A 22,274-nucleotide genomic window follows, 5' to 3' on the forward strand; every position below is an offset into this window, starting at 1 on the left:
ATGGCATGGACACGTGAACAAATGGCACAACGTGCCGCACAAGAATTACAAGATGGTTTCTACGTCAATCTGGGAATTGGCCTACCAACCCTAGTTGCCAATTACATTCCAGAGGATATGGATGTGTGGCTACAATCGGAAAATGGTCTGCTCGGCATTGGTGAGTTTCCTACTGAACAACAACTTGATCCCGATTTAATCAATGCAGGCAAACAAACTGTCACCGCGCGTGCAGGTGCAGCCTTTTTCTCAAGCAGTGAATCCTTTGCCATGATTCGTGGCGGGCATGTCAACATTGCCATTTTGGGTGCCATGGAAGTCTCCGAGCAAGGTGACTTGGCCAACTGGATGATTCCGGGCAAGAAGGTCAAAGGCATGGGCGGCGCGATGGACTTAGTTGCAGGCGTACAACGTGTGGTGGTGTTGATGGAACACAATGCCAAAGACGGGACTGCCAAAATCGTCAAACAGTGCAGCTTACCACTGACAGGTCAAAAAGTCGTACATCGCATTATTAGCGATTTAGGTGTTTTGGATGTTGTTGCTGAAGGCATCAAACTGGTGGAGTTAGCACCTGATGTGACTGAACAACAAATTCAAGCGGCTACAGGTGTTGAGCTGTTGATTGAAGCCCAAGCTTAATTCTACACACACTTTTATTTTTCTCGTTGAAGTGATGCTGTGATGGCATCACTTTTCGCTGTTTTCATAACAGCAAAAATTCATTTAGGACAAATGAATCAGGTACAACAAAATTAAAAATGGATGCTCAAGATGAATAAACAACCTGCCTTGTTAGAACGGTTTGCCCTGCGGATTAGTAACTGGTCGGAAAAATGGTTTCCTGACTCCTACATTTTTGCCCTGCTCGGTGTAATTATCGTTTCCTTTGCTGCCATCGGGATTGGTGCATCGGTACAAGATGTCGCAAGCTCCTTCGGGAATGGTTTCTGGAGTTTAATCCCCTTCACCTTACAAATGACCATGCTGATTATTGTCGGTTATGTGGTTTCTGTTTCTGCACCTGTGAAAAAACTGATTCAGAAAATGGCACGGATTCCACACTCTGGACGCAGTGCGATTGTCTTAGTCGCCACCGTCAGCTTATTGATTTCATTGGTCAATTGGGCAGTCAGTACCATTTTGACCGCGTTATTGGTAATTGCGCTGGCTAAGCGTAAAGAGCTACAGATGGACTACCGTGCTGCTGCCGCCGCTGCAATTATTGGTATGGGCGCAACCTGGGCACTGGGCATTAGTTCGTCTGCGGCACAATTACAGGCCAATAAAGCCAGTTTGCCTGAATCCATCTATAACCTCACGGGTGTGATTCCATTTACCGAAACCATCTTCCTATGGCAATCCATGCTGATGACCTTGATCTTAGTGATTGTCTCGATTGCGATTGCCTATTGGTCTGCGCCGAAAGGTGACAATGTCAAAACCATGCAGGATTTTGAGCTAAACTTTGAAGAAGAAGAAAAAACTGAGGTCAAATCGACCCGACCGGGCGACTGGTTGGAAAACTCACCCTTATTGACCATTATCGTGGTGGCATTAGGCTTGATCTGGATGTTCATCGAGTTTTCTAAAACCAATCCAATCATCGCCATCTCCAGTCTTAACACCTATAACTTTGTGTTCTTGATGCTGGGGCTTGCACTACACCGTACTCCGCGAAACTTCCTCAATGCAGTGAGTCAGGCGGTGCCTGCGGTCTCAGGGATTCTGATTCAGTTCCCGCTCTACGGCAGTATCGCCTTTATCATGACCCAAGCACTGAATAGTCAGGATTTATCGCTGTCGCATTATATTGCTGAATTCTTTGTTTCGATTGCCTCGAAAGAAACCTTTGCAATTGTGATGGGCATCTACTCTGCAGTACTGGGTTTCTTTGTTCCTTCTGGCGGTGGTAAATGGATTATTGAAGCGCCTTATGTGATGCAAGCAGCCAATGATTTACAAGTGCATTTAGGCTGGTCGGTGCAGATTTATAATGCGGCAGAAGCCTTACCAAATCTGATCAATCCCTTCTTTATGCTGCCAATGCTCGGGATTTTAAAACTCAAAGCCAAAGACGTGATCGGTTTTACTGTGACTCAATTGGTGTTCCATCTGCCTTTAGTGTTGTTCTTACTCTGGATTTTAGGACGCACTCTTACATATAGCCCACCAGTTATGTAACTACACAGTTCCGTCAGCGCCACTTTTTATCTTGAAACTCTTGAAGATGAAAAGTGGTGATCTCTGTTGCTTAGCACAGTAAAGATCATCGACCGATCTTCATGCGCGTTTACCTGGTTCGCTTTATTTAGTAATGTCCAAAACCGTGCTATTTTTAAGCAAATTGCACCACTTTTCACCAAAATTACAATTTAACTTCTAAATTGGTGCGTTTTTTGCTTTAAATATTTCATCAAATTAAGTTGTTGCAATACAACTTGAGTTTCTAGATTTACTAAATCCATTTTGGTGCAGAAAACGAATCAAATATTTGCATCAAAATAAAATTTAGCACTTTTTTTGAGCACCACTATGCAAAACGTAGATCTATTTTTCTTACTGCTCGGGGCAGTACTGGTATTGGCAATGCACGCTGGCTTTGCGTTCTTGGAGTTGGGCACCGTGCGCCATAAAAACCAAGTCAATGCATTGAGTAAAATCCTCACCGATTTTGCCATTTCAGCGATTGCCTATTTCTTTGTAGGCTATTGGATTGCATATGGTCAAAACTTTTTCCATGCAGGCAGTACCTTAGCAGCCGATCACGGTTATAACCTGATGCGCTGTTTCTTCTTACTAACCTTTGCTGCGGCGATTCCCGCGATTATTTCAGGCGGTATCGCTGAACGTGCCAAAATGCGTGCGCAAGCCATTGCCACACTGATCTTGGTTGCCCTGATCTATCCATTGTTTGAAGGCATGATTTGGAATGGTAACTATGGTCTGCAAAAATGGTTAGAGAACTCTTTTGGTGCAAGTTTCCATGACTTTGCAGGTTCTGTTGTGGTTCATGCCATGGGCGGCTGGATTGCCCTTGCTGCTGTGATTTTACTGGGCGCTCGTCATGGTCGTTATAAAAATGATGGTCGTGTCAGTGCCCATCCACCCTCATCTATTCCATTCCTTGCTTTAGGTTCATGGATTCTAATCGTGGGCTGGTTTGGCTTTAACGTGATGAGTGCACAACGGGTTGAAGCGATTTCAGGTCTGGTGGCAATTAACTCACTGATGGCGATGGTTGGGGGTACTTTGGCAGCCAACTTCATGGGCCGAAATGACCCAGGTTTCTTACACAATGGTCCATTGGCTGGCTTGGTCGCAATCTGTGCAGGTTCAGATATTGTGCACCCAATTGGTGCACTTATCATTGGTGGTACGGCCGGTGCACTGTTTGTTTACCTGTTCACCTATACTCAAAATAAACTGAAAGTCGATGATGTGCTTGGGGTATGGCCTTTACATGGTGTTTGCGGTGCATTGGGTGGCATCGCAGCAGGCATCTTTGGACAACAAGCACTTGGCGGTCTCGGTGGTGTTTCACTCATCTCGCAAATCATTGGCACAGGCCTCGGCATTATCATTGCCTTGCTTGGTGGTTTTATTGTCTATGGCCTATTAAAAGCTACGATGGGGATTCGTCTGTCACAAGAAGATGAGTATCGTGGTGCGGATCTTTCCATTCATAAGATTTCAGCCAACTCTGAAGAGTCCATGTTCTAAGCTTGTGAATGCATAAAAGCGGCGATCAATGCCGCTTTTTTTATGTGTAATCAAACAATATAAGTGATTCAATCTTTCCTATTCCAAGCTCTATTGTCAGCAGAAACGGCCTATGGATTGAGTATGGCAAGTCCTTGAAACATGCCACGCAAGATAAATGCTGTGCATGCTATCTAAAATCCAAATCACAGTCATGGCACATATCATGCTTTATATTTCTTGCAATTTTTACTGTAATTTACAATGTTTAAATTACACCATTCATCCACCATTACGATTAACAAAACCGTAAAGAATATCGCTTGAGCATGTGCATTGAACTCCATTAAGATGAAAAATAATGTTTTTTAATACATCAAAAAGAACACATTATTTTTCATAAAAATGAACGGTTAAACCGCAACAATGACGCATGCGATCATAACGATACAAAAGGAGTTTTGTAGATGATTTATAAACGCACCATGACCTCTCTGCTTTGTGCAGGCACAATGATATTCGGACTCAGTGCTTGTAGTGACAACAAAGCGCCGGCTGCTGGCGACAAAGCGACTGAAGCGGGTGCCTCCACTTCGGGAACATTAAACAAAATCAAAAGTTCTGGCACGATTGTGCTGGGTTATCGCGATTCATCGATTCCCTTTTCCTATATTGCCTCTACCCCAAACCAACCTGTTGGTTATGCACATGATCTGCAACTTAAAGTTGTTGAGGCAGTGAAGCAGAAGCTGAATATGCCAGACCTGAAAATCCGCTATAACTTGGTCACCAGTCAGAACCGTATTCCACTGGTCTCGAATGGCACGGTAGATCTGGAATGTGGCTCAACCACCAATAATAAAGAACGCCAGCAGCAAGTCGATTTCTCTGTCGGTTTCTTTGAAGTAGGTTCTCGATTGCTGACTGCAAAAAATTCGGGCATCAAAGACTTTGCCGATTTAAAAGGTAAAAAACTGGTGACCACAGCAGGAACCACCTCTGAGCGCTATATCCGTCAACATCAACAAGAACTTGGCATTGGCGAAATTATTTCCGCCAAAGACCATGCTGAATCCTTCCTGATGCTACAAAATGGTCGTGCTGTCGCGTTTATGATGGACGATATCCTACTGGCAGGAGAAAAATCCAAAGCCAAAGATCCAAATCAGTGGGATATTGTCGGGACCGCACCCATCCATGAAATTTATGGCTGTATGCTGCGTAAAGGCGATACAGGCTTTAAACAAGTGGTCGATGATGCCATTAAGGCAACCTATGCATCTGGTGAAATCAACAAGATGTATGAAAAATGGTTCCAGCAACCGATTCCACCGAAAAATATTAATTTGAACTTTGCCATGTCGGATCAGCTCAAAGCCTTAATCAGCAATCCACATGATCGCGATCAGTAATTCGCTCCCCTTATAGCAAGAATAGTATGCTGGAATGGGGCAACAGTAAATGTTGTCCTAATTCTGCTCAGGAGTCGTTATGAATTATAGCTGGAACTGGGGAGTTCTGTGGCAATCGACAGGGATCGGAGACACCACCTACCTGAACTGGATCATCACAGGTCTAGGTTGGCTACTTGTGATTGCTGTGGTCGCATGGAATATTGCCCTGCTGCTTGGTAGCACGCTTGGTATTATGCGCACGCTCCCCAATAAAACCGCCAGAGCCATCGGCACTGCCTATGTCACCTTATTTAGAAATGTACCTTTACTGGTTCAATTATTTATTTGGTTTTATGTAGTTCCCAACTTTCTGCCCGCACCAATTAAAAGCTGGTGGATGAATGATCTTGGCGCCAATACCACCGCACTGATTTCCGCCAGTGTCGGACTGGGTCTATTCACCGCAGCACGTGTTTGTGAACAGGTGCGAACAGGGATTGAAGCTTTACCTAAAGGGCAAATCAATGCTGGCTATGCCATGGGATTTACCACAACACAACTCTATCGTTATGTGATTCTACCGCAGTCCTTTCGTACCATTTTACCGCCACTAAGCTCAGAACTGACTAACTGCGTCAAAAACACCTCTGTCGCCTCATTGGTTGGGGTCGCAGAAATTATTTCGCAGATGAAAACCATTAGCGAATATACCCAGAACACCATTGAGATTTATACCTATGTCACACTGATTTTTATCGTGATCAACATCTGCCTCATTTTTAGCATGAACCTGTTGGAAAAACGTCTACGTATTCCTGGTTTAATCTCAGGAGGCAAGTAATATGGAATGGTTAACTTCTTTTTTCAGTGACTTACAGCAGTCCGGGCCTGCACTCTGGTATGGATTCAGCATTACCTTAAAAGTCGTGGTGATTGCAACCATTGGCGGTATTGCGATTGGTACTGTACTGGCAATGATGCGCTTGTCTTCAATCAAAATTTTCAATTGGATTGCACAAGCTTATGTGGATCTGTTCCGTTCCATTCCACTGCTATTGGTCTTGATGTGGTTCTATTTTGCTGTGCCATTTTTTTATACCGCCATCACAGGTCAATATCTGACCATTGATACTGCTTTGGTTTCAAGTATCGTGGCCTTCATGTTATTTGAAGCCGCTTATTTTTCTGAAATTGTGCGTGCAGGGATTCAATCTATTCCCAAAGGCCAATCGGCTGCGGCTTATGCTCTCGGAATGAGCTATAGCCAGTCAATGCGGCTGATTATTTTGCCACAGGCATTCAGAAAAATGACCCCGTTGCTACTTCAGCAGACCATCATCCTATTTCAAGACTCCACCATGGTCTATGCCATTGGGTTACTTGATTTCTTTAGAACAAACTATGTTCGTGGTGATCTGATGTCTCTGCTCACCCAATATATTTTATTTGCAGGTCTGGTGTACTTCACCATCAGCGCTTTAGCGACATTCGCAGTGAAACGTTTACAAAGGAGGTTAAGTGTATGAGTGACAATAACGTAATGATAGACCTCCAAAATGTCAGTAAATGGTATGAACAATTTCAAGTTTTAACCGAATGCAGCACCCAAATCTGCCAAGGTGAAGTGGTGGTGGTCTGTGGTCCATCGGGCTCGGGCAAATCAACACTGATTAAAACCGTGAATGGGCTTGAACCGTTCCAGCAGGGTAAAATCTTTGTTGATGGTGTTCCTGTGCATGAACCCAAAACCGACATGACCAAATTACGAAGCCGAGTTGGAATGGTGTTCCAACACTTTGAACTGTTTCCGCATTTAAGCATTACCGAAAACCTAACTTTGGCACAAATCAAGGTTCTTGGGCGTTCCGAAGCCGAAGCCAATAAAAAAGGACTGGCCTATTTGGATCGTGTTGGGCTGAGCGCGCATGCCAAGAAATTTCCGGCACAACTGTCTGGAGGGCAACAACAACGTGTAGCAATTGCCCGTGCGCTCAGTATGGATCCGATTGCGATGCTGTTTGATGAACCAACCTCTGCACTTGATCCTGAAATGATCAATGAAGTGCTTGATGTAATGGTCGGACTTGCCAAGGAAGGAATGACCATGATGTGTGTGACCCATGAAATGGGCTTTGCCCGTCAGGTGGCCAATCGTATTATTTTCATGGATCAAGGTAAGATTGTAGAAGATTGCTCCAAAGATGAATTCTTTGGCACACCACGCGGTGAGCGCGCGCAGCAATTTCTGGATAAAATCCTGCATTGATTTTTGATGTTTAGATTAAAAATAAAGCAGCCAAATGGCTGCTTTATTTTGAAATAGAATAACCGATATCATTGTGCTCGTTTTAAGAAACAGCTAAATAATTAGCTATTGGCCTGTTTACATTTAAAATTCTACTGCTGATTTTTATCTTTGAAATATCCATTCGTGATGCTTGTTTTAATATTCCTTTAAGAGCCAATTAAGACTTTTCACTTTAAATAACAAGATCAATTTTTCGGGCAAATCGTACGTTTCATGATCTTGAAATCACCTTTCTTCTTATGGCTGAGTTTTTTATTATTCGTCAGCTTTTTCATTTTGTTATGGGTATTTCCTGTCGGTGGGACCATTGATTTACAACTGATTCAACCGTGGGTCAGCTTACATGGCAGCTTTCCCTATAAAAATGATTGGTTTCTTGAAAAGCTAAATCACACCTATGTTAAGCAGCTATTAACCGTTGTTTATGTAGCTTTTTTCTTTTTATGGTGCGCCTCTTTTAAAGTCGAAAAGCTGAAACCACAACGTTGGCAATATGGCTACATGTTTTGGGTGAGTATGTTATGTACTGGCATTGTCGGCTTACTCAAAGCCCACTCCTATCATGCTTGCCCTTGGTACATGACCCATGAAACCACGATGGGCTTTGTCTGGGATTTCTCGGCAACCGCTGGGCATTGTTTTCCAGGTGGACATGCCAGCACAGGCTTTGCTCTGATCACAGGCTATTTCGTCTATCGCTTGCATCAAACACAACGAGCTTGGTTTTATTTGATTGCAGGAATCATTATTGGCTTTGCCATGGGCTGGGCGCAGATGATGCGTGGTGCGCACTTCCTTAGTCATAACCTTTGGACGGCTTGGGTTTGTGTCGCAATTAATTTGGTCTGTTATGCACTGACCTATAAATATCATCAAGCCGTTGCAAATCGTAATTCTATACCTTTACCGACAATTGATGTGGTAAAGTGAACGCCCGTACTCAAAGAACGAGTACGTTTGACGCTCACATTAGGATTATTTTTGCTGCCGTATGTCTGACTATCAATCTTTTTTGGAAACCACTTTAGCAACTCAATCCGACTCTATTCAATCTTATGAATTAGATTCACGCAAAGTATGGCTTAAAAAAGCATCTGAACGCCATGGATTATGGCTTTACACTCCATTGAAATGGCTAGCAAAAATATTTAACCTCGGCTCCATCACCCCTGTTCCCAATCAAGGCGGGTCAGCTGCAATTCAATGTGAATTCAAACGCATCCAGCAACTCAAAGCCTTGGGGATTTCAACCCCAAATGTTTTGGCACTCTCAAAAAAAGGCATTTTACTCGAAGATGTCGGCTCACAACGTCACAGCCCTGTGAGTCAATTAGATCAGAAGATTGCCAGCTTAAAACACCATCCTGAAGCACAATTCGACTTATTTCATCAAGCCATTCAGTCCATTCGTCAACTGCATGCAGACGAAGGTTATTTAAGTGAAGCCTTTGCACGCAACATTTTAGTCGATGAGCAAAATCAGTTTACTTTTATTGATTTTGAAACAGATCCGCGAGATGTACTCAGTTTGCATGATTGTTTTGTTCGGGACTGGTTACTGTTTATCTTCTCAACAGCCTATCATTTTGAATTTGAAAGACTTGAGTCAGCCAGCCAACTGCTCTATCAAGCTTTATTAGATGAACCTCAAGTCTATAAAGATATTTGTAAGGTTGGTAAACGTTTAAATTGGGTATTACGCTTCAATGTCAGCAAAGTCGGTAATGATGGCAAACGTATCCAGAAATGTGTGCTCTTCCTGCGCTACCTAAAACAGCAATCGGAAAGCAATACACAGCCCAATTAAGTGCTGTGTTTACTCAATGCGGTCATGATGTGCAAGTTTTTTCGGTAATTTGACCAAAACACTCAGACCACCTAATTCAATACTTCGAGATAAAGTCAAAATTCCACCTAAACGTTGAGTGGCTTTATCCACAATCGAAAGTCCAAGCCCACTCCCCACTTCTAAATGATGATGGACACGATAAAAACGTTTTAAAACTTTGTCATATTGTTCAGGATCAATTCCTGTACCGCTGTCTTCGATTTGAATATAGGCAAAATCATCCGCATCGCTATACACTGAAATATTAATAATGCCCTGATTTGGGGTATATTTAATTGCATTATCAATCAAGTTGAAAATAATCGAATGTACGGTTGATTCAAGGCTCTGCATTTCGATTGGATCATTACGTTCAAAACCTAAATCGATTTCCTTTTGCATAGCCAAATTGACTAACTGTTCAACACAGTTGAGTGCAACATCATTCAATCTGAAGTTTGTGTTGGGTTCAATCAGACTCAGCGCAACATCCTGTTTTGCCAAGGCCAAAAGCTGGGTAACTAAATGTTGAATACGAGCCAAGCCTTTGCTCAGATTCTGTAAAGCCTCATGTTCAGGAAACTGGCTGATCAAGATTCGTGTTTGTAAATTCAGCGCAGTCACAGGGGTTCTGAGTTCATGTGCAGCATCGGCAATAAATTGCTTTTGCTCGGTCTGAGCATGTTGAATACGTTCAAATAGACGATTCATTTCTTCGATGGTGGGCAACAGTTCTTGTGGATAATCTTTCACATCTATCGGCGACAGACCATCTGAATCACGCTGGGTCAGTTCGGTTTTAAAATCATCCAGGGGTTTTAAACTTAAACTAATAATAAATGCCAGTACAATAATTGCGATCGGTAACAGTAGGATATAGGGAACAAACATACTCCCAGCCAATTCCCATGCAAACGCATGGCGAACCTGTTCTTGCTGACTGACCTGAATCTGATAATCTTTGAGTGGAATCACATAAACACGCCATTTTCCTTGCGGTGTGTTTTGGGTATAAAAACCAGCTTGCTTCACAGGTGGAACCAGAAGATGAGTCTGATGCCATAAATGGCTTTGATCTTTATAGGCCCAGATATCAATCAATAAATCTTCTTCGTGATAGGTTCGATGCAGTTCCACTCGACTTGCCATTGGCGTTACAGGATGAGAGCTTGAACGCTCCGCCATATACTGCATTTGGGTATCTAAAATTTCATCGACTTCATGTAATGAAATTTTATAGGCGGCTAAAATCAAAAAACAGCCCAGCACAATACTGAAAATGGAGGTTCCCCAAATCAGTCGTTTCTTCAGTGAATAATGCCGAGTTGTTTTCATAAATTTAAGCTTGCCCCAAACGATAACCTAGACCACGAATGGTTCGAATAAAGTCTTTGCCAAGTTTGGCACGTAAATGGTGTACATAGACTTCAATGGTATTACTGGTCACTTCACTGTCAAAATCATACAACTTATCCTCTAAATTGGCTTTAGAGAAAATTTTATTGGGATGAGAAACCATCGGAATTAAAATTGCCCATTCACGATTGGAAAGTTCAATCTGCTGCCCTTTAAAGGTTGCTAAATGCTGTTCTACATCTAAGATCAGCTCACCACTTTTTAACAATTGTGACTGACTTTTTAGTTGTGCAGCCTCATTACTGCCACGACGCAATAAAGCATGAATACGCGCTAGTAATTCATCAAACTCATATGGCTTGATCAGATAATCATCTGCGCCTTGGTTTAAACCATCGACACGATTTTGTAGCTGATCTCGTGCAGAAATAATCAACACTGGAACAGCGCTACGTTGGCGAATCTGTTTAAGGATTTGCATCCCATCCATTAACGGCAAGCCCAAATCTAAAAGTACTAAATCAAAAGCCTGTTTGGTCAGCAAAGCTAGCCCATCAACCCCATTGTTAACCCATTCCACCTCAAACTGATGGTATCGCAATAAAGTCAATGTTGACTCTGCAATCATAAAATCATCTTCTATCATCAAGATCTTGGTCATGATTCCATTACACCTTATGGTTTCGTACATGTTGCTAACATGTCATCTTTAGCATTAATTACGTTGGTTTTAATATCAAGTAAACTGAGCATGGTTGGGAATAAATTATCCTGACTCAGCTTATTTTTGCTTTGTTGTGCCAGACATTTGACTTGCTTGGCTGCTTGTTGCTGCCATGTATTCGAGAACCACATCAGCATTGGAACATGGGTTTGCTGAGTGGGTGCAATCGCATAAGGCGCACCATGCAAATACATCCCACTCTCACCTGTAGACTCACCATGATCAGATAAATACCACAAACCAGTTTGATATTGCGTTGTATTTTTTAAAGTCTCAATCACTGAATCTAAAACATAATCAGTATAAAGCAGAGTATTGTCATAACTATTAATCAAAGCCTCTTGGGTACAGCCTTGGATCGCATTGGTATCACAGGTCGGTTTAAATACTCGATACTCCGCAGGTATCCGCTCATAATAAGCTGGACCGTGACTCCCCATTTGATGTAACACCACCAAACGTGGCCGTGTATCATCCTTCGGAATCGTTTCAAGATAAGCCTTCAGACTATCAATTAAGATATCATCGAGACATTCACCGTTCTTACACCATTTTTGTTGAATTGGCTCAGGAATTTTAAACTCACCCACCCGATCACAAGTTCCTTTGCAGCCTGAATTATTATCAATCCAAGTGACTTGATAACCCGCTCGCTTTGCAATATCAAGTAATCCTTCACGATGACTCGCTAAACGCTCATCATAATCCTCTCGCTGCATACCTGAGAACATGCAAGGAACTGATACCGCCGTAGCCGTACCACACGAACTGACTTGAGAGAAATTTAAAATATCCTGTTTGGCGAGTTTCGGATTGGTGTCTTTGGCATAACCATTTAAAGAAAAATTTTCAGCCCGTGCTGTTTCACCGACCACCAAAACCATTAGTTTTGGTAATCCTTTCACTGCTGCATTTCGCTGTGCATCTTCACCATAGCTCACTAAAGGTAAATTCTCTTTAGGTGCTTTCTTTTTATAATAAGACACCGATGAGGCAATCATATTTTGTGGTGAAATCATGCCTTTTATATCGCGATTCTCTCGAAAGATTGCAGCAAAATCAACATAAAACACAAAGAGTAAACCACCAACAACCGCTAAAGAAATCACAGAAGTTATTACTTTTTTGATGATTTGTTTAGTTACAGGTTCAGATTTGAGTTTGACAATGAAAATCAAAATGCAAGGGATAACAATCATACCCAGCAGCCACACAAGCAAACGCCAAGACCAAGTATCTCTTGCTTCAGCCAAATTGGTTTGCATTAGATTTTGAATTTGGTCCGAAGTAATCCAAACGCCTAATGTATTCACCGCATAGGCCGCAAAGCCGCCGATAAAAACCAAAGCAATTGCAATCGGTTTTGCGGTCCATTTCCAATTTAAAATTTGAAAAATAAAATTATATAATGCAATGACCACACCCACAGCAGCTGCCACAAAAAGCCCTGCCTTCATCCCTGTATAAGGTGTTAGAGCTTGCATCTTTTGATAAAAGGCAACATTCAGGAATAAGCCTAACCAAATCGCAAGCAATAGATTAAAACTAAGTAATGAAATAGACCTAGATCTGAATTTTTGTAGCGACATAGAAGGCATCATAATCTAAAAGTAAATTTTTCGTTTTTTTAAGATAAGAATAAAAACTTAAAAATGACTTAAACCAAATCATCAATAATCGTAGATTCATTCAACTCAATCGTTGTTTTTATTAATAATTAAAATAACATCCTGTTTTCTAAGGATACTTTACCACTACTTAAACTTAAATGTCACTTTGTTGTTATAAAATAATAGTTTGTAATTTCATTAACGCTTCCACAAAAAAGAAAGCGCCCTTTAAGCTTGCTTAAAGGGCGCTTTCTAAGACAAATAGATTAGAACTTGAATTCTAAGCCTAGACCCGCTACAGGTTGTTTATCTTTTTTACTTGCTTGTTCAAGCGTTAAATAACCTGCATAACCATAGGTTTTCACTTGTTTGTTAAAAGCATAGTCCGCACCAGCAATAATTTGTTTTGCTTTAAAATCGGCAGTGTTGGTTTTAAAGCTGGTGTCATTCTGGCTGTATTGGCCTTTCACGGTCCAGTTTTTCGCTTGAGGGATGTTATATTCAGCCCCCAGTAACCAGCCTTGTGCATCATCAATATTTTCAGAACCTGCCGCATTACCTTCGGCCTTTTCAACTTCAGAAGTTTGATAAAGTGCTTTTAATGCTAAACCTTCAAGCGGTGTCACTTTACCAATGGCACGAACTGTATTCGCCGCAGCAAAAAGGCTCCCCCCCGTAATTGCCGGTTCAGCAGCATTTAAGAAGCCTCGACCAAGGAAATTACTTGGAATCGCTTTGTCATAACCGATCCCTGCTACCACCAATGGATTTTCATACGTGATCGATGTTGACCATGCATCACCTAAACCACGACCCGCAGTTTTAACAACACCTTTGTCTGACTTAATACCACTTGATTCACCAGTCGCAAGTAATGCATTAAATTTAAACGCACCATCCAGTAATTTCACGGCTGGAGATTCATAGACAACCACATTTGACACACGGTTCTCACCTGTGAAAATACCTGTGATATCAGCCTTGTTGGCAACATAGTTGTTGAATGTGTCGACTGTACTTGAGAGTTGTTTTAATGGCGTATCATGTGCACCAATTTTTAATGTACCCAATTGCGCATCTTTTAAACCCACAAAACGGTTACGCTTGCTCCAGTCGTCGCCATCGCCATCGGCATTAAATGCCCATTCGATGGCATAGACTGCACTTAAACGCTCAGTCAGTTTTTCATCGCCTTTAATCCCAACGAATGAACTGTTTGAACTGATTTCCCAAACATCTTTGTTTGATTTAGTTGCATTTTTTTCTGGTAAATAATCAACACTGGCATCAATTTCACCATAAAATGTCGGTGCTGCAAATGTGGTTGTTGCAAGCAGACTGAGCACTGCTGCTGTTACAATTTTGATTTTCATTGTTTACATCCTGGTTAAATTTGTAACAAATCCTACACATTAACTTTATATGACAAAACGATTAAAATCTTATTAATTTATTCCAATTTCGACTAAAGTTTAATTTTTATACACTCACTTACTCATTCGAATTGATCTATTTACGACATTTCCAACTGAAAATTTAATATCTATATCAATTAATTATAGTGAGATCACATGATTTTAATTCACAGAATTTTCTATATTCATAAAATAATAAAATCCGACGAAAATCATTCTATTCCCATATAAGCTAAGTCATGTACCCATTTTTTGTTTCAACGCACATCTTTTAAATACAAAAAATGTAATAAAAAGTGACCACTATCTTGCTTTATTTTTCCAATAAAAAATTGGGCTCAAACACAGGATTGAAATGAAGCAAATCACCATTAGATAATCCGCATAACCGAGCCAATCTCCAATCACGCCACTGAATAAATAGAGAAAACCACTCACCGTGGCCATAATTGAAACCTGAAAGGTAAAGTCCGTCCCTGCAAAAGGTTTACGGCTATATTGCATAACCAGTGTCAACATCACCACCAGCAGCATTGCTGAACAGGCATCTTCAATCGCATTGACCACATACAACCAAACTGGCGCAATGTAAAACTGTGATTCATAGGCATAGCCTAAAACAGCATAGGCACTCAAACTTATAATTTTCAGAAATGAGAACACAATTAAACAATGTATTCTTGAAAAGTATTTTAACAGTAGCCCAGCAACAGCTGCTCCCAATAATGCCGCAATCGCCCCAAACATGGTAATAAACACCCCAATCTGGGTGAAGTTCAATCCCATATCCACCATTAAAGGTTTTAATAAAGGTCCAGCTAAACCATCCGCCACTTTAAAACTGATCAATACCAGCAACCATGCTTTTAATTCTGAAGAAGATTGGAAATAATCTAAATAGCTTTTGACCGCCTGTATAAACGATTGAGCATGTGCTTTATTGAGTGTGTCTTCGCTTTTATGTTGTGGCTCGGAATAAAACAAAACAGGCAATGTGTTTAAAAAAACCAAACAGGCTAAAGCCAGAAAAGTCTTTTGCCAATCCAGCCAATCCAAACACCAAAGTACAGCTCCCCCACCGACAATAAAGCCCAAACGCGATCCAATCACTTGAAAGGTATTCCCCCAATGCTGTTGATCACTTTTAAGTAAATTGACAGCTAAACCATCTGTGGCAATGTCTTGCGTTGCTCCCGTTAAATTCATGATTAGGAGCAACGCAAAGAAAACCAGCAGATAACTAGGTTGATCTAGTGTTTGTATCGGGAAAAAAGATAAAATAACAAGGATAATAACGCTAGATAATTGAGTTGGAAGAATCCAACTACGGTAGTGCCCAAATCGAGAGATACCCAAACGATCGACATAGGCTGCCCAAAAGATCTTAATCGACCAAGGCAACATTAATAAACCAAAGCCACCAATATGTGCCAGCGACACCCCCTGCGCCCTTAAAATCACTGGCAATGCATGCGTCATAAAACCGACAGGCAAACCCTGTGCCCAATACAAAGAAAACAATAAAATGTAAATCTGTCTAAGATTAGGCATTCCGAGTTTTCCATGGCTGCACGATAAGGTCGCTCAAGTATCCAACCCTTTCATCGCTAAGGCAATAAAATCTTATTTTTTGCCAATGCAGCTACGGTCATGAATGTTTAACATAATTGTAGTTGTCATTACATATCGTGATTTATGCCACAGCATTTTCCAGATTTACCTCCGCTAGTTCCACAACGTGGTACAGCTTATAGTCGTGCATTGTGTAAAAAACTTTTTCTCGGCCAAGGCTGGACGGTTGTCGGTGAGATTCCCAATCTACCCAAAGCGGTTGCGATTATCTCTCCCCATACCTCCAATATTGATGGCTGGTATGGCTTTCTCGCGATAGGTGGTCTGGGTTTAAAAATTACGGTTTTAGGTAAAGATACTTTATTTAAACCAGCTTTGAAGCCACTTCTAAACTGGGCGGGACTCATTCCTGTTCATCGTGATAGTGCTCACGGGCTTACCGAACAGGTGGTTGCCACGATTCATCAGCACGATAAAATCTGGATTGGCATGGCGCCTGAAGGGACCCGTAAAAAAGCCGAAAAAATGAAAAGCGGTTTTTACCATATCGCTCATGCTGCTGGTATTCCAATTGTGATGTTTGCCTTTGATTATGATCACAAAACCATTTACTGTTTAGGTGCTTTTACCCCAACAGGTCATTATCAACAGGACCTCGAACAGATCATGCAACGTTATGTCGGGCACTTCTCACCCAAGAACCCTGATTGGCTGGCAGAACCATTACAAAAACTTGTGAAAAAAAACTAGAAAATTAAGGGCAAATCTGATCTGATGTGCCCATCTTTTTGTTCATTTTATCTGCATTTGATATGAAAATTGCTCGACTGTCTTGCTTGGCTGTTCTAAGTCTCGCTTTATTTGGTTGTGATCAAGCAGCAAAGAAAACACCTCAAACTACGGCGATTAAAGCACGTGAACCTGTCATTGCACTCGCGTTGGGTGGTGGTGGTGCCAAAGGCTTTGCCCATATTGGCGTAATTAAGGTGTTAGAGTCGCATGGCATTAAAGCTAAAATCGTGACAGGCACTAGTGCGGGGAGCTTCGTGGGCAGTATTTATGCCAGCGGTCAAACACCTTATCAAATGCAGAATCTGGCGTTAAAACTGCAAGAATCCGATTTGCGTGACTTAACGTTAAATAGCCAAGGCATTATTCTCGGTCAAAAACTGCAGAATTATGTGAATACGCAGGTGAGCAATAAACCGATTGAGCAATTCCCAATTCGTTTTGCTGCGGTCGCAACCCGTTTGGATAATGGGAAAAAAGCTGAGTTTATTAAAGGCAATGCCGGACAAGCAGTTCGTGCTTCTTGTAGTATTCCAAATGTATTTGTGCCTGCGGTGATTGGCAATACCAAATACGTGGATGGAGGCCTCGTCAGTCCAATTCCAGTGAAAACAGCCAAAGATATGGGCGCTGATATCGTGATTGCTGTGGATATCTCTGCACGTCCAGTGGGTGGCAAACCTTTAAGCATGTGGGGCTTACTAGATCAAACCATTAATATCATGGGCCAACAAAGTATTAATGAAGAGTTGAGTCAAGCCACCGTCGTGATTCAGCCTAAAGTGGGTCATTTAGGCGCATTAGACCTAAAATCCAGTAATGAAGCGATTTTAGAAGGTGAAAAAGCGGCTCAAGCCAAGATCACTGCAATTCGAAATGCCATTACCACATTTAAAAACTCCCCTGCGGCTCTCAAACCTGCACCAAAATCTAAATTCTAAAAATCCGCTAAAGGGCTGTTGCCGCTGATAAAAACCTGTCCAATGGACCAGTGCTTTAAGCAGTGCTAGCCCTAAACTCTAAAAAAACAATCTTTGTATATTCATCAAGATAATGATCTGTTACAGTGCTAAAGGTGAATATTTTTTCACCTCCACTCCGTTTCATTATGCGAGCAAATCTATGGAATTTGTAGTTGAACCTTGGCACTGGTTTGTATTAGGGATTTTACTGATTCTTTCAGAATTGATTTTGCCTGCTTTTGCTGCATTATGGTTTGGCATAGCAGCAGTCATGGTCTGTATTTTACTGTGGCTTTTCCCGATGATGGGCTTTACCACCCAAGTGATTACTTGGGGTGTTTTATCTATTTTATGTACGATTCTTTGGTTCAAATTTATCAAACCACTGTCAATTGATAAAACCAAAGCAGGACTCCCACGCGAAGCAACCATTGGTCAAGTTGGTATGGTCATCCAGACTGGTCTTGAACATGGACAAATCATTGTACGCTTCTCGATGCCTGTCTTAGGTTCTGATGAATGGAATTGCCGTTGTGCTGTTCCAGTACACGTTGGTGATCGCGTTCGCGTGGTTGATATTTTGGGTAATGATTTAGTCGTTCAACCTCATACGTCATAAACACAAAGAGGGTTTTCAATGTCTGTCGGTACGATTGTTGTTTTAGCTTTTTTAGCTTTTATTGGTATAACCATTTTTAAAGGGGTTCGCATTGTTCCCCAAGGTTATAAATGGATTGTGCAACGTTTAGGTAAATACCATACCACGTTGGCGCCAGGTCTAAATTTCGTGATTCCCTATGTAGACGAAGTTGCTTATAAAATCACGACCAAAGATATTGTTCTGGATATTCCTTCACAAGAAGTGATTACCCGAGACAATGCGGTATTGGTCATGAATGCGGTGGCTTATATTAATCTCACCACTCCAGAAAAAGCGGTGTACGGGATTGAAAACTATACATGGGCAATTCAAAACCTTGTTCAAACTTCACTCCGTTCAATCGTGGGTGAAATGGACTTGGATGATGCGCTGTCTTCTCGTGATCATATTAAAGCGAAACTCAAAGCGGCCATTTCTGACGATATCTCAGATTGGGGTATCACCTTGAAAACGGTTGAAATTCAAGATATTCAACCATCACACACCATGCAAGCGGCGATGGAAGCGCAAGCAGCAGCTGAACGTCAACGTCGTGCGACGGTGACCAAAGCCGATGGTGAAAAACAGGCCGCGATTTTAGAAGCAGATGGTCGTTTAGAAGCTTCGCGTCGTGATGCAGAAGCACAGGTAGTCCTTGCTGAATCTTCACAACGTGCGATTGAAATGGTTACCACTGCCGTAGGTGATAAAGAGATCCCTGTTGCTTACTTACTCGGTGAGCAATATGTGAAAGCGATGCAGGATCTTTCTAAATCAAGCAACGCAAAAACTGTGGTACTTCCAGCTGATGTACTCAATGCTATTCGTGGAATTATGGGTAAACACTAAGCCCTGTTTCCAACCAAAAATAAAGCAGCGTTATCGCTGCTTTATTTTTATACATTCTGAATCCGTTTTCGATCTTTAACAGGGAGTTTCCCCACCACCAAATCATATGAATCTTTAACCAGATCTTGCAGTAAATCAGCTGTAATTTCATGACCACTGGCTATCGAGATCCAGTGTTTCTTATTCATGTGATAACCTGCCGAAATCGAAGGATACAGTTCCTGATATTCCAAGCTTTTCTCTGGTTTGCATTTAATCGTCACCAGCAACTTGCCCGAATAAGCACCAATCAACATGAATACCTTGTCAAAGACCTTAAACACCTCACAGTCTGGACCAAAAGGTTGTGACTGGATAGAAAAAGCCAGTTGTTGTCCATATTCAAGCGCACATTGTTCTAATTGATCGTCATTCATAAAGCGATGCTCTGTTGTTATTTCTATGGATCATCTATTTATCTTAGATTCACTTTTATATTAAAACAATGATTTATAAACTGCTTAAATCTGTTCTGTTGATTGTATTAAGGTATATAGCTACTCCCAAAAAAAGACCATACAAGGATGGTCTTTTATAACATTCAATCATTGATCAAAACTGACCAAAGATTAACTTTTACGCGCCAGTAAAAACTGTGAAATCTCAACCAACTCTTTGGCATCATCACCAAAATAAGCCAAGGCTTCAAAAGCTTGATCATGTAGGTTTTGTGCATAGGCCTGTGCTTGCGCTAAGCCCATCAACGATGGGTAAGTTGATTTCTGAACTTGCTCATCTTTACCAGCCGTCTTGCCTAAAGTTTCAGTGCTTGCAGTCACATCCAGAATGTCATCTTGCACTTGGAAGGCTAAACCAATCGTTTGCCCAAATTGGCGTAATTTAGGAATTGCTTGATCAGTCCCATTAAAAATGGTCACCGCGCCCATCATAATCGCCGCTTGAATTAAAGCACCTGTTTTATTGCGGTGAATATTTTCCAATTCAGTTTGATCAACTTGTTTTCCTTCCCCTTCAGCCTGTAAATCCAATACCTGACCACAAACCATTCTTGAACTTGCTGTTGCTAAGATTTGCACTTGTTTTAAGACAATTGCAGCCTCTGTAGCTTGTCCCTGTTCATCGAACAAACGACTGCCTAAAATCTCAAACGCCATCGACTGCAAAATGTCACCAGCCAATAAGGCAGTATCTTCACCAAATGCCACATGGCAAGTGGGTTGTCCACGACGTAGTAAATCATTGTCCATGCATGGTAAATCATCATGTGCCAACGAATAACAGTGAATCAATTCAACTGCAACTGCGGCACGGCGCGCTGCTGCAAAGTTGTGATTTGGCCGTAATGACGCTGCTGCATAACAGAGTGCAGGACGAACCCGTTTACCACCTAACATCACGGTATGATGAACGGCTGCTTTTAAAGGTTCTGGAATTGAAAATGCAGCCAATGCTGTCAATAAATCTTGTTGAATACGTTGTTGAGCTTGTTTTAAAACATCCGCATTAACTTGAGAGATAGATGACACAGTTGCCTCGGGAAATCTTAATGAATGGAAAATGACAAGACTTGCCAGAATGAACACATCATAACACTATTTATCTGAAGAAATTGTGTTTGTATTTTTAATCAATTCAAAATAATAAAGCCTTCAAATGAAGGCTTTATCAAATAACATGGCACACAAATTAGAAGCTATCACCCGGGACACGTACCCAACCTTCCATCAGTACACGCGCACTGCGGCTCATAATGGCTTTTTTCACAGACCATTTGCCTTCAATCAATTCAGCTTGAGCACCTACGCGCAAAGTCCCTGATGGATGACCGAAACGAACTGCTTCACGCTCGCCACCACCTGCCGCTAAATTCACCAAGGTGCCCGGAATAGCAGCTGCCGTACCAATCGCGACCGCTGCTGTTCCCATCATGGCATGATGTAATTTACCCATCGACAAAGCGCGAACCAATAAATCCACATCACTCGTCTCAACGGGTTTACCACTTGATGAGCTATAGCTTTTTGGCTGTGATACAAAAGCAATTTTAGGCGTATGCTGACGTGCTGCTGCTTCCGAAATATCTTTAATCAAACCCATCTGCACTGCACCATAGGCACGGATTTTTTCAAAACGTGCTAAACCTGCTGCATCACTATTAATATGCTCTTGTAACTCAGTTCCCTGATAACCAATATCTTCGGCATTGAGGAAAATCGTTGGAATCCCAGCATTAATAAACGTTGCTTGGAATGTACCAACTTCAGGAACGGTCAATTGATCGACCACATTTCCTGTCGGGAACATATCCCCGCCTTCTTCACCATCATCAGCTGGGTCTAAAAATTCAATTTGCACTTCGGCAGCAGGAAAGGTCACGCCATCCAGCTCAAAATCACCAGTTTCCTGTACTTGCCCATTAGTCACAGGAACATGTGCAATGATGGTTTTTTGAATATTCTTCTGCCAAATCCGTACCGTGCAAATGCCATTCTCAGGAACACGCGATGCATCGACCAAACCATTTGAAATCGCAAAGGAACCCACTGCAGCAGTTAAATTACCGCAGTTCCCACTCCAGTCAACAAACGGTTGGTCAATCGATACTTGACCAAATAAATAATCAACGTCGTGTTCTGGCTCCGAACTTTTTGCCAAAATGACGGTTTTACTGGTGCTTGAAGTTGCCCCACCCATTCCATCAATCTGTTTACCGTAAGGGTCTGGGCTACCAATCACACGCAGAAGAAGTTGATCACGTGCTTTGCCTGCTACTTGTGCCGCTTCAGGTAAATCATCCAGTTTGAAAAATACACCTTTACTTGTGCCTCCACGCATATAGGTCGCAGGGACTTTGATTTGCGGTACTGAGCTCATGTCAATTTCATCCTTTTATCATGTTCTTGGTGCAGATTGGTTTTGAGTCTAAAGTTACTGCATGGCATTCAAAAATACCATACGACCAATTGTTTTAGGATCGGTCATACGAGCTCAAATCTCGACCTTATATTGAGTCGGTTTCCATACTTTCACAATGGCAGAAATTCCAATCCGTCTGTCGGGAAAAACAAGGACAGAATTTAAGCGTCTAAATTTACAGCAATTTTCATTTTAATATTCATACAAAT

Annotated in this window: 21 protein-coding genes; 13 read left to right on the forward strand and 8 right to left on the reverse strand. The window is 41.7% G+C overall.

Translation table 11 applies throughout. The features are described from left to right. The 9 genes from NG55_RS15590 (at position 1) to NG55_RS15630 (ending at position 9,211) form a co-directional block, all read left to right on the forward strand. Positions 1-642 (forward strand): CoA transferase subunit B, encoded by a 642-nt coding sequence (locus NG55_RS15590; protein ID WP_016651056.1) that lies wholly within the window; start codon positions 1-3, stop codon positions 640-642. 132 nt (positions 643-774) lie between these two features. Beyond that, a complete protein-coding gene (locus tag NG55_RS15595) occupies positions 775-2,184 on the forward strand; it encodes a short-chain fatty acid transporter (RefSeq protein ID WP_065343746.1) in 1,410 nt (469 codons plus the stop codon). Between the two features lie 351 nt (positions 2,185-2,535). Beyond that, a complete protein-coding gene (locus NG55_RS15600) occupies positions 2,536-3,723 on the forward strand; it encodes an ammonium transporter (RefSeq protein ID WP_065343747.1) in 1,188 nt (395 codons plus the stop codon). Positions 3,724-4,169: 446 nt separating this feature from the next. Next, positions 4,170-5,114, forward strand: coding sequence for a transporter substrate-binding domain-containing protein (locus NG55_RS15605; protein WP_016541383.1), 945 nt, complete (start codon positions 4,170-4,172; stop codon positions 5,112-5,114). Positions 5,115-5,193: 79 nt separating this feature from the next. Beyond that, positions 5,194-5,937 (forward strand): amino acid ABC transporter permease, encoded by a 744-nt coding sequence (locus NG55_RS15610; protein ID WP_065343748.1) that lies wholly within the window; start codon positions 5,194-5,196, stop codon positions 5,935-5,937. A gap of 1 nt (position 5,938) precedes the next feature. Further along, positions 5,939-6,622, forward strand: coding sequence for an ABC transporter permease subunit (locus NG55_RS15615; protein ID WP_016541385.1), 684 nt, complete (start codon positions 5,939-5,941; stop codon positions 6,620-6,622). A gap of 14 nt (positions 6,623-6,636) precedes the next feature. After that, the gene (locus NG55_RS15620) at positions 6,637-7,362 is read left to right on the forward strand and encodes an amino acid ABC transporter ATP-binding protein (RefSeq protein WP_171068260.1); all 726 of its coding nucleotides are present in this window, start codon (positions 6,637-6,639) and stop codon (positions 7,360-7,362) included. Positions 7,363-7,617: 255 nt separating this feature from the next. After that, positions 7,618-8,334, forward strand: a complete 717-nt coding sequence (locus NG55_RS15625) for a phosphatase PAP2 family protein (RefSeq protein WP_065343749.1) — start codon at positions 7,618-7,620, stop codon at positions 8,332-8,334. 61 nt (positions 8,335-8,395) lie between these two features. Further along, a complete protein-coding gene (locus NG55_RS15630) occupies positions 8,396-9,211 on the forward strand; it encodes a lipopolysaccharide kinase InaA family protein (protein WP_023271550.1) in 816 nt (271 codons plus the stop codon). Between the two features lie 9 nt (positions 9,212-9,220). Here the strand turns inward: NG55_RS15630 and NG55_RS15635 are convergent, their stop codons facing one another. The 5 genes from NG55_RS15635 to NG55_RS15655 all read right to left on the reverse strand — a co-directional run bounded on the left by NG55_RS15635 (position 9,221) and on the right by NG55_RS15655 (position 15,888). After that, a complete protein-coding gene (locus NG55_RS15635) occupies positions 9,221-10,567 on the reverse strand; it encodes a two-component system sensor histidine kinase PmrB (RefSeq protein ID WP_016541389.1) in 1,347 nt (448 codons plus the stop codon). Between the two features lie 4 nt (positions 10,568-10,571). Then, complete coding sequence (locus NG55_RS15640; RefSeq protein WP_065343750.1) at positions 10,572-11,249, reverse strand: response regulator transcription factor; 678 nt, start codon at positions 11,247-11,249, stop codon at positions 10,572-10,574. Positions 11,250-11,263: 14 nt separating this feature from the next. Continuing rightward, the gene (locus tag NG55_RS15645) at positions 11,264-12,901 is read right to left on the reverse strand and encodes a phosphoethanolamine transferase (RefSeq protein ID WP_065343751.1); all 1,638 of its coding nucleotides are present in this window, start codon (positions 12,899-12,901) and stop codon (positions 11,264-11,266) included. A gap of 287 nt (positions 12,902-13,188) precedes the next feature. Then, positions 13,189-14,295 (reverse strand): porin, encoded by a 1,107-nt coding sequence (locus tag NG55_RS15650; RefSeq protein ID WP_016541392.1) that lies wholly within the window; start codon positions 14,293-14,295, stop codon positions 13,189-13,191. A gap of 345 nt (positions 14,296-14,640) precedes the next feature. Beyond that, a complete protein-coding gene (locus tag NG55_RS15655; RefSeq protein WP_065343752.1) occupies positions 14,641-15,888 on the reverse strand; it encodes an MFS transporter in 1,248 nt (415 codons plus the stop codon). A gap of 144 nt (positions 15,889-16,032) precedes the next feature. On the opposite strand from NG55_RS15655, the gene NG55_RS15660 reads away from it, so the two are divergent. From NG55_RS15660 to NG55_RS15675, 4 genes are all read left to right on the forward strand, one after another. Continuing rightward, positions 16,033-16,659: a lysophospholipid acyltransferase family protein gene (locus NG55_RS15660; protein WP_023271546.1), complete on the forward strand. Its 627-nt coding sequence runs from the start codon at positions 16,033-16,035 to the stop codon at positions 16,657-16,659. A gap of 62 nt (positions 16,660-16,721) precedes the next feature. After that, the gene (locus NG55_RS15665) at positions 16,722-17,639 is read left to right on the forward strand and encodes a patatin-like phospholipase family protein (RefSeq protein ID WP_016660182.1); all 918 of its coding nucleotides are present in this window, start codon (positions 16,722-16,724) and stop codon (positions 17,637-17,639) included. 181 nt (positions 17,640-17,820) lie between these two features. Continuing rightward, on the forward strand, positions 17,821-18,279 hold the full coding sequence (locus NG55_RS15670; protein ID WP_016541396.1) for an NfeD family protein: 459 nt from the start codon (positions 17,821-17,823) through the stop codon (positions 18,277-18,279). Positions 18,280-18,297: 18 nt separating this feature from the next. Beyond that, positions 18,298-19,149 (forward strand): SPFH domain-containing protein, encoded by an 852-nt coding sequence (locus tag NG55_RS15675; protein ID WP_004652274.1) that lies wholly within the window; start codon positions 18,298-18,300, stop codon positions 19,147-19,149. A gap of 47 nt (positions 19,150-19,196) precedes the next feature. On the opposite strand, the gene NG55_RS15680 is transcribed toward NG55_RS15675, so the two are convergent. The 3 genes from NG55_RS15680 to prpF all read right to left on the reverse strand — a co-directional run bounded on the left by NG55_RS15680 (position 19,197) and on the right by prpF (position 22,023). Beyond that, positions 19,197-19,565: an MmcQ/YjbR family DNA-binding protein gene (locus NG55_RS15680; protein WP_065343753.1), complete on the reverse strand. Its 369-nt coding sequence runs from the start codon at positions 19,563-19,565 to the stop codon at positions 19,197-19,199. A gap of 192 nt (positions 19,566-19,757) precedes the next feature. After that, positions 19,758-20,675 carry a polyprenyl synthetase family protein gene (locus NG55_RS15685; RefSeq protein ID WP_065343754.1) on the reverse strand — a complete coding sequence of 306 codons (918 nt, stop codon included), beginning with the start codon at positions 20,673-20,675 and terminating at the stop codon, positions 19,758-19,760. Positions 20,676-20,835: 160 nt separating this feature from the next. Then, the gene (gene prpF / locus NG55_RS15690) at positions 20,836-22,023 is read right to left on the reverse strand and encodes a 2-methylaconitate cis-trans isomerase PrpF (protein ID WP_065343755.1); all 1,188 of its coding nucleotides are present in this window, start codon (positions 22,021-22,023) and stop codon (positions 20,836-20,838) included. Between the last annotated feature and the right edge of the window lie 251 nt (positions 22,024-22,274).

The organism is Acinetobacter gyllenbergii (genome assembly GCF_001682515.1).
In the GTDB taxonomy this organism is placed as follows: domain Bacteria; phylum Pseudomonadota; class Gammaproteobacteria; order Pseudomonadales; family Moraxellaceae; genus Acinetobacter; species Acinetobacter gyllenbergii.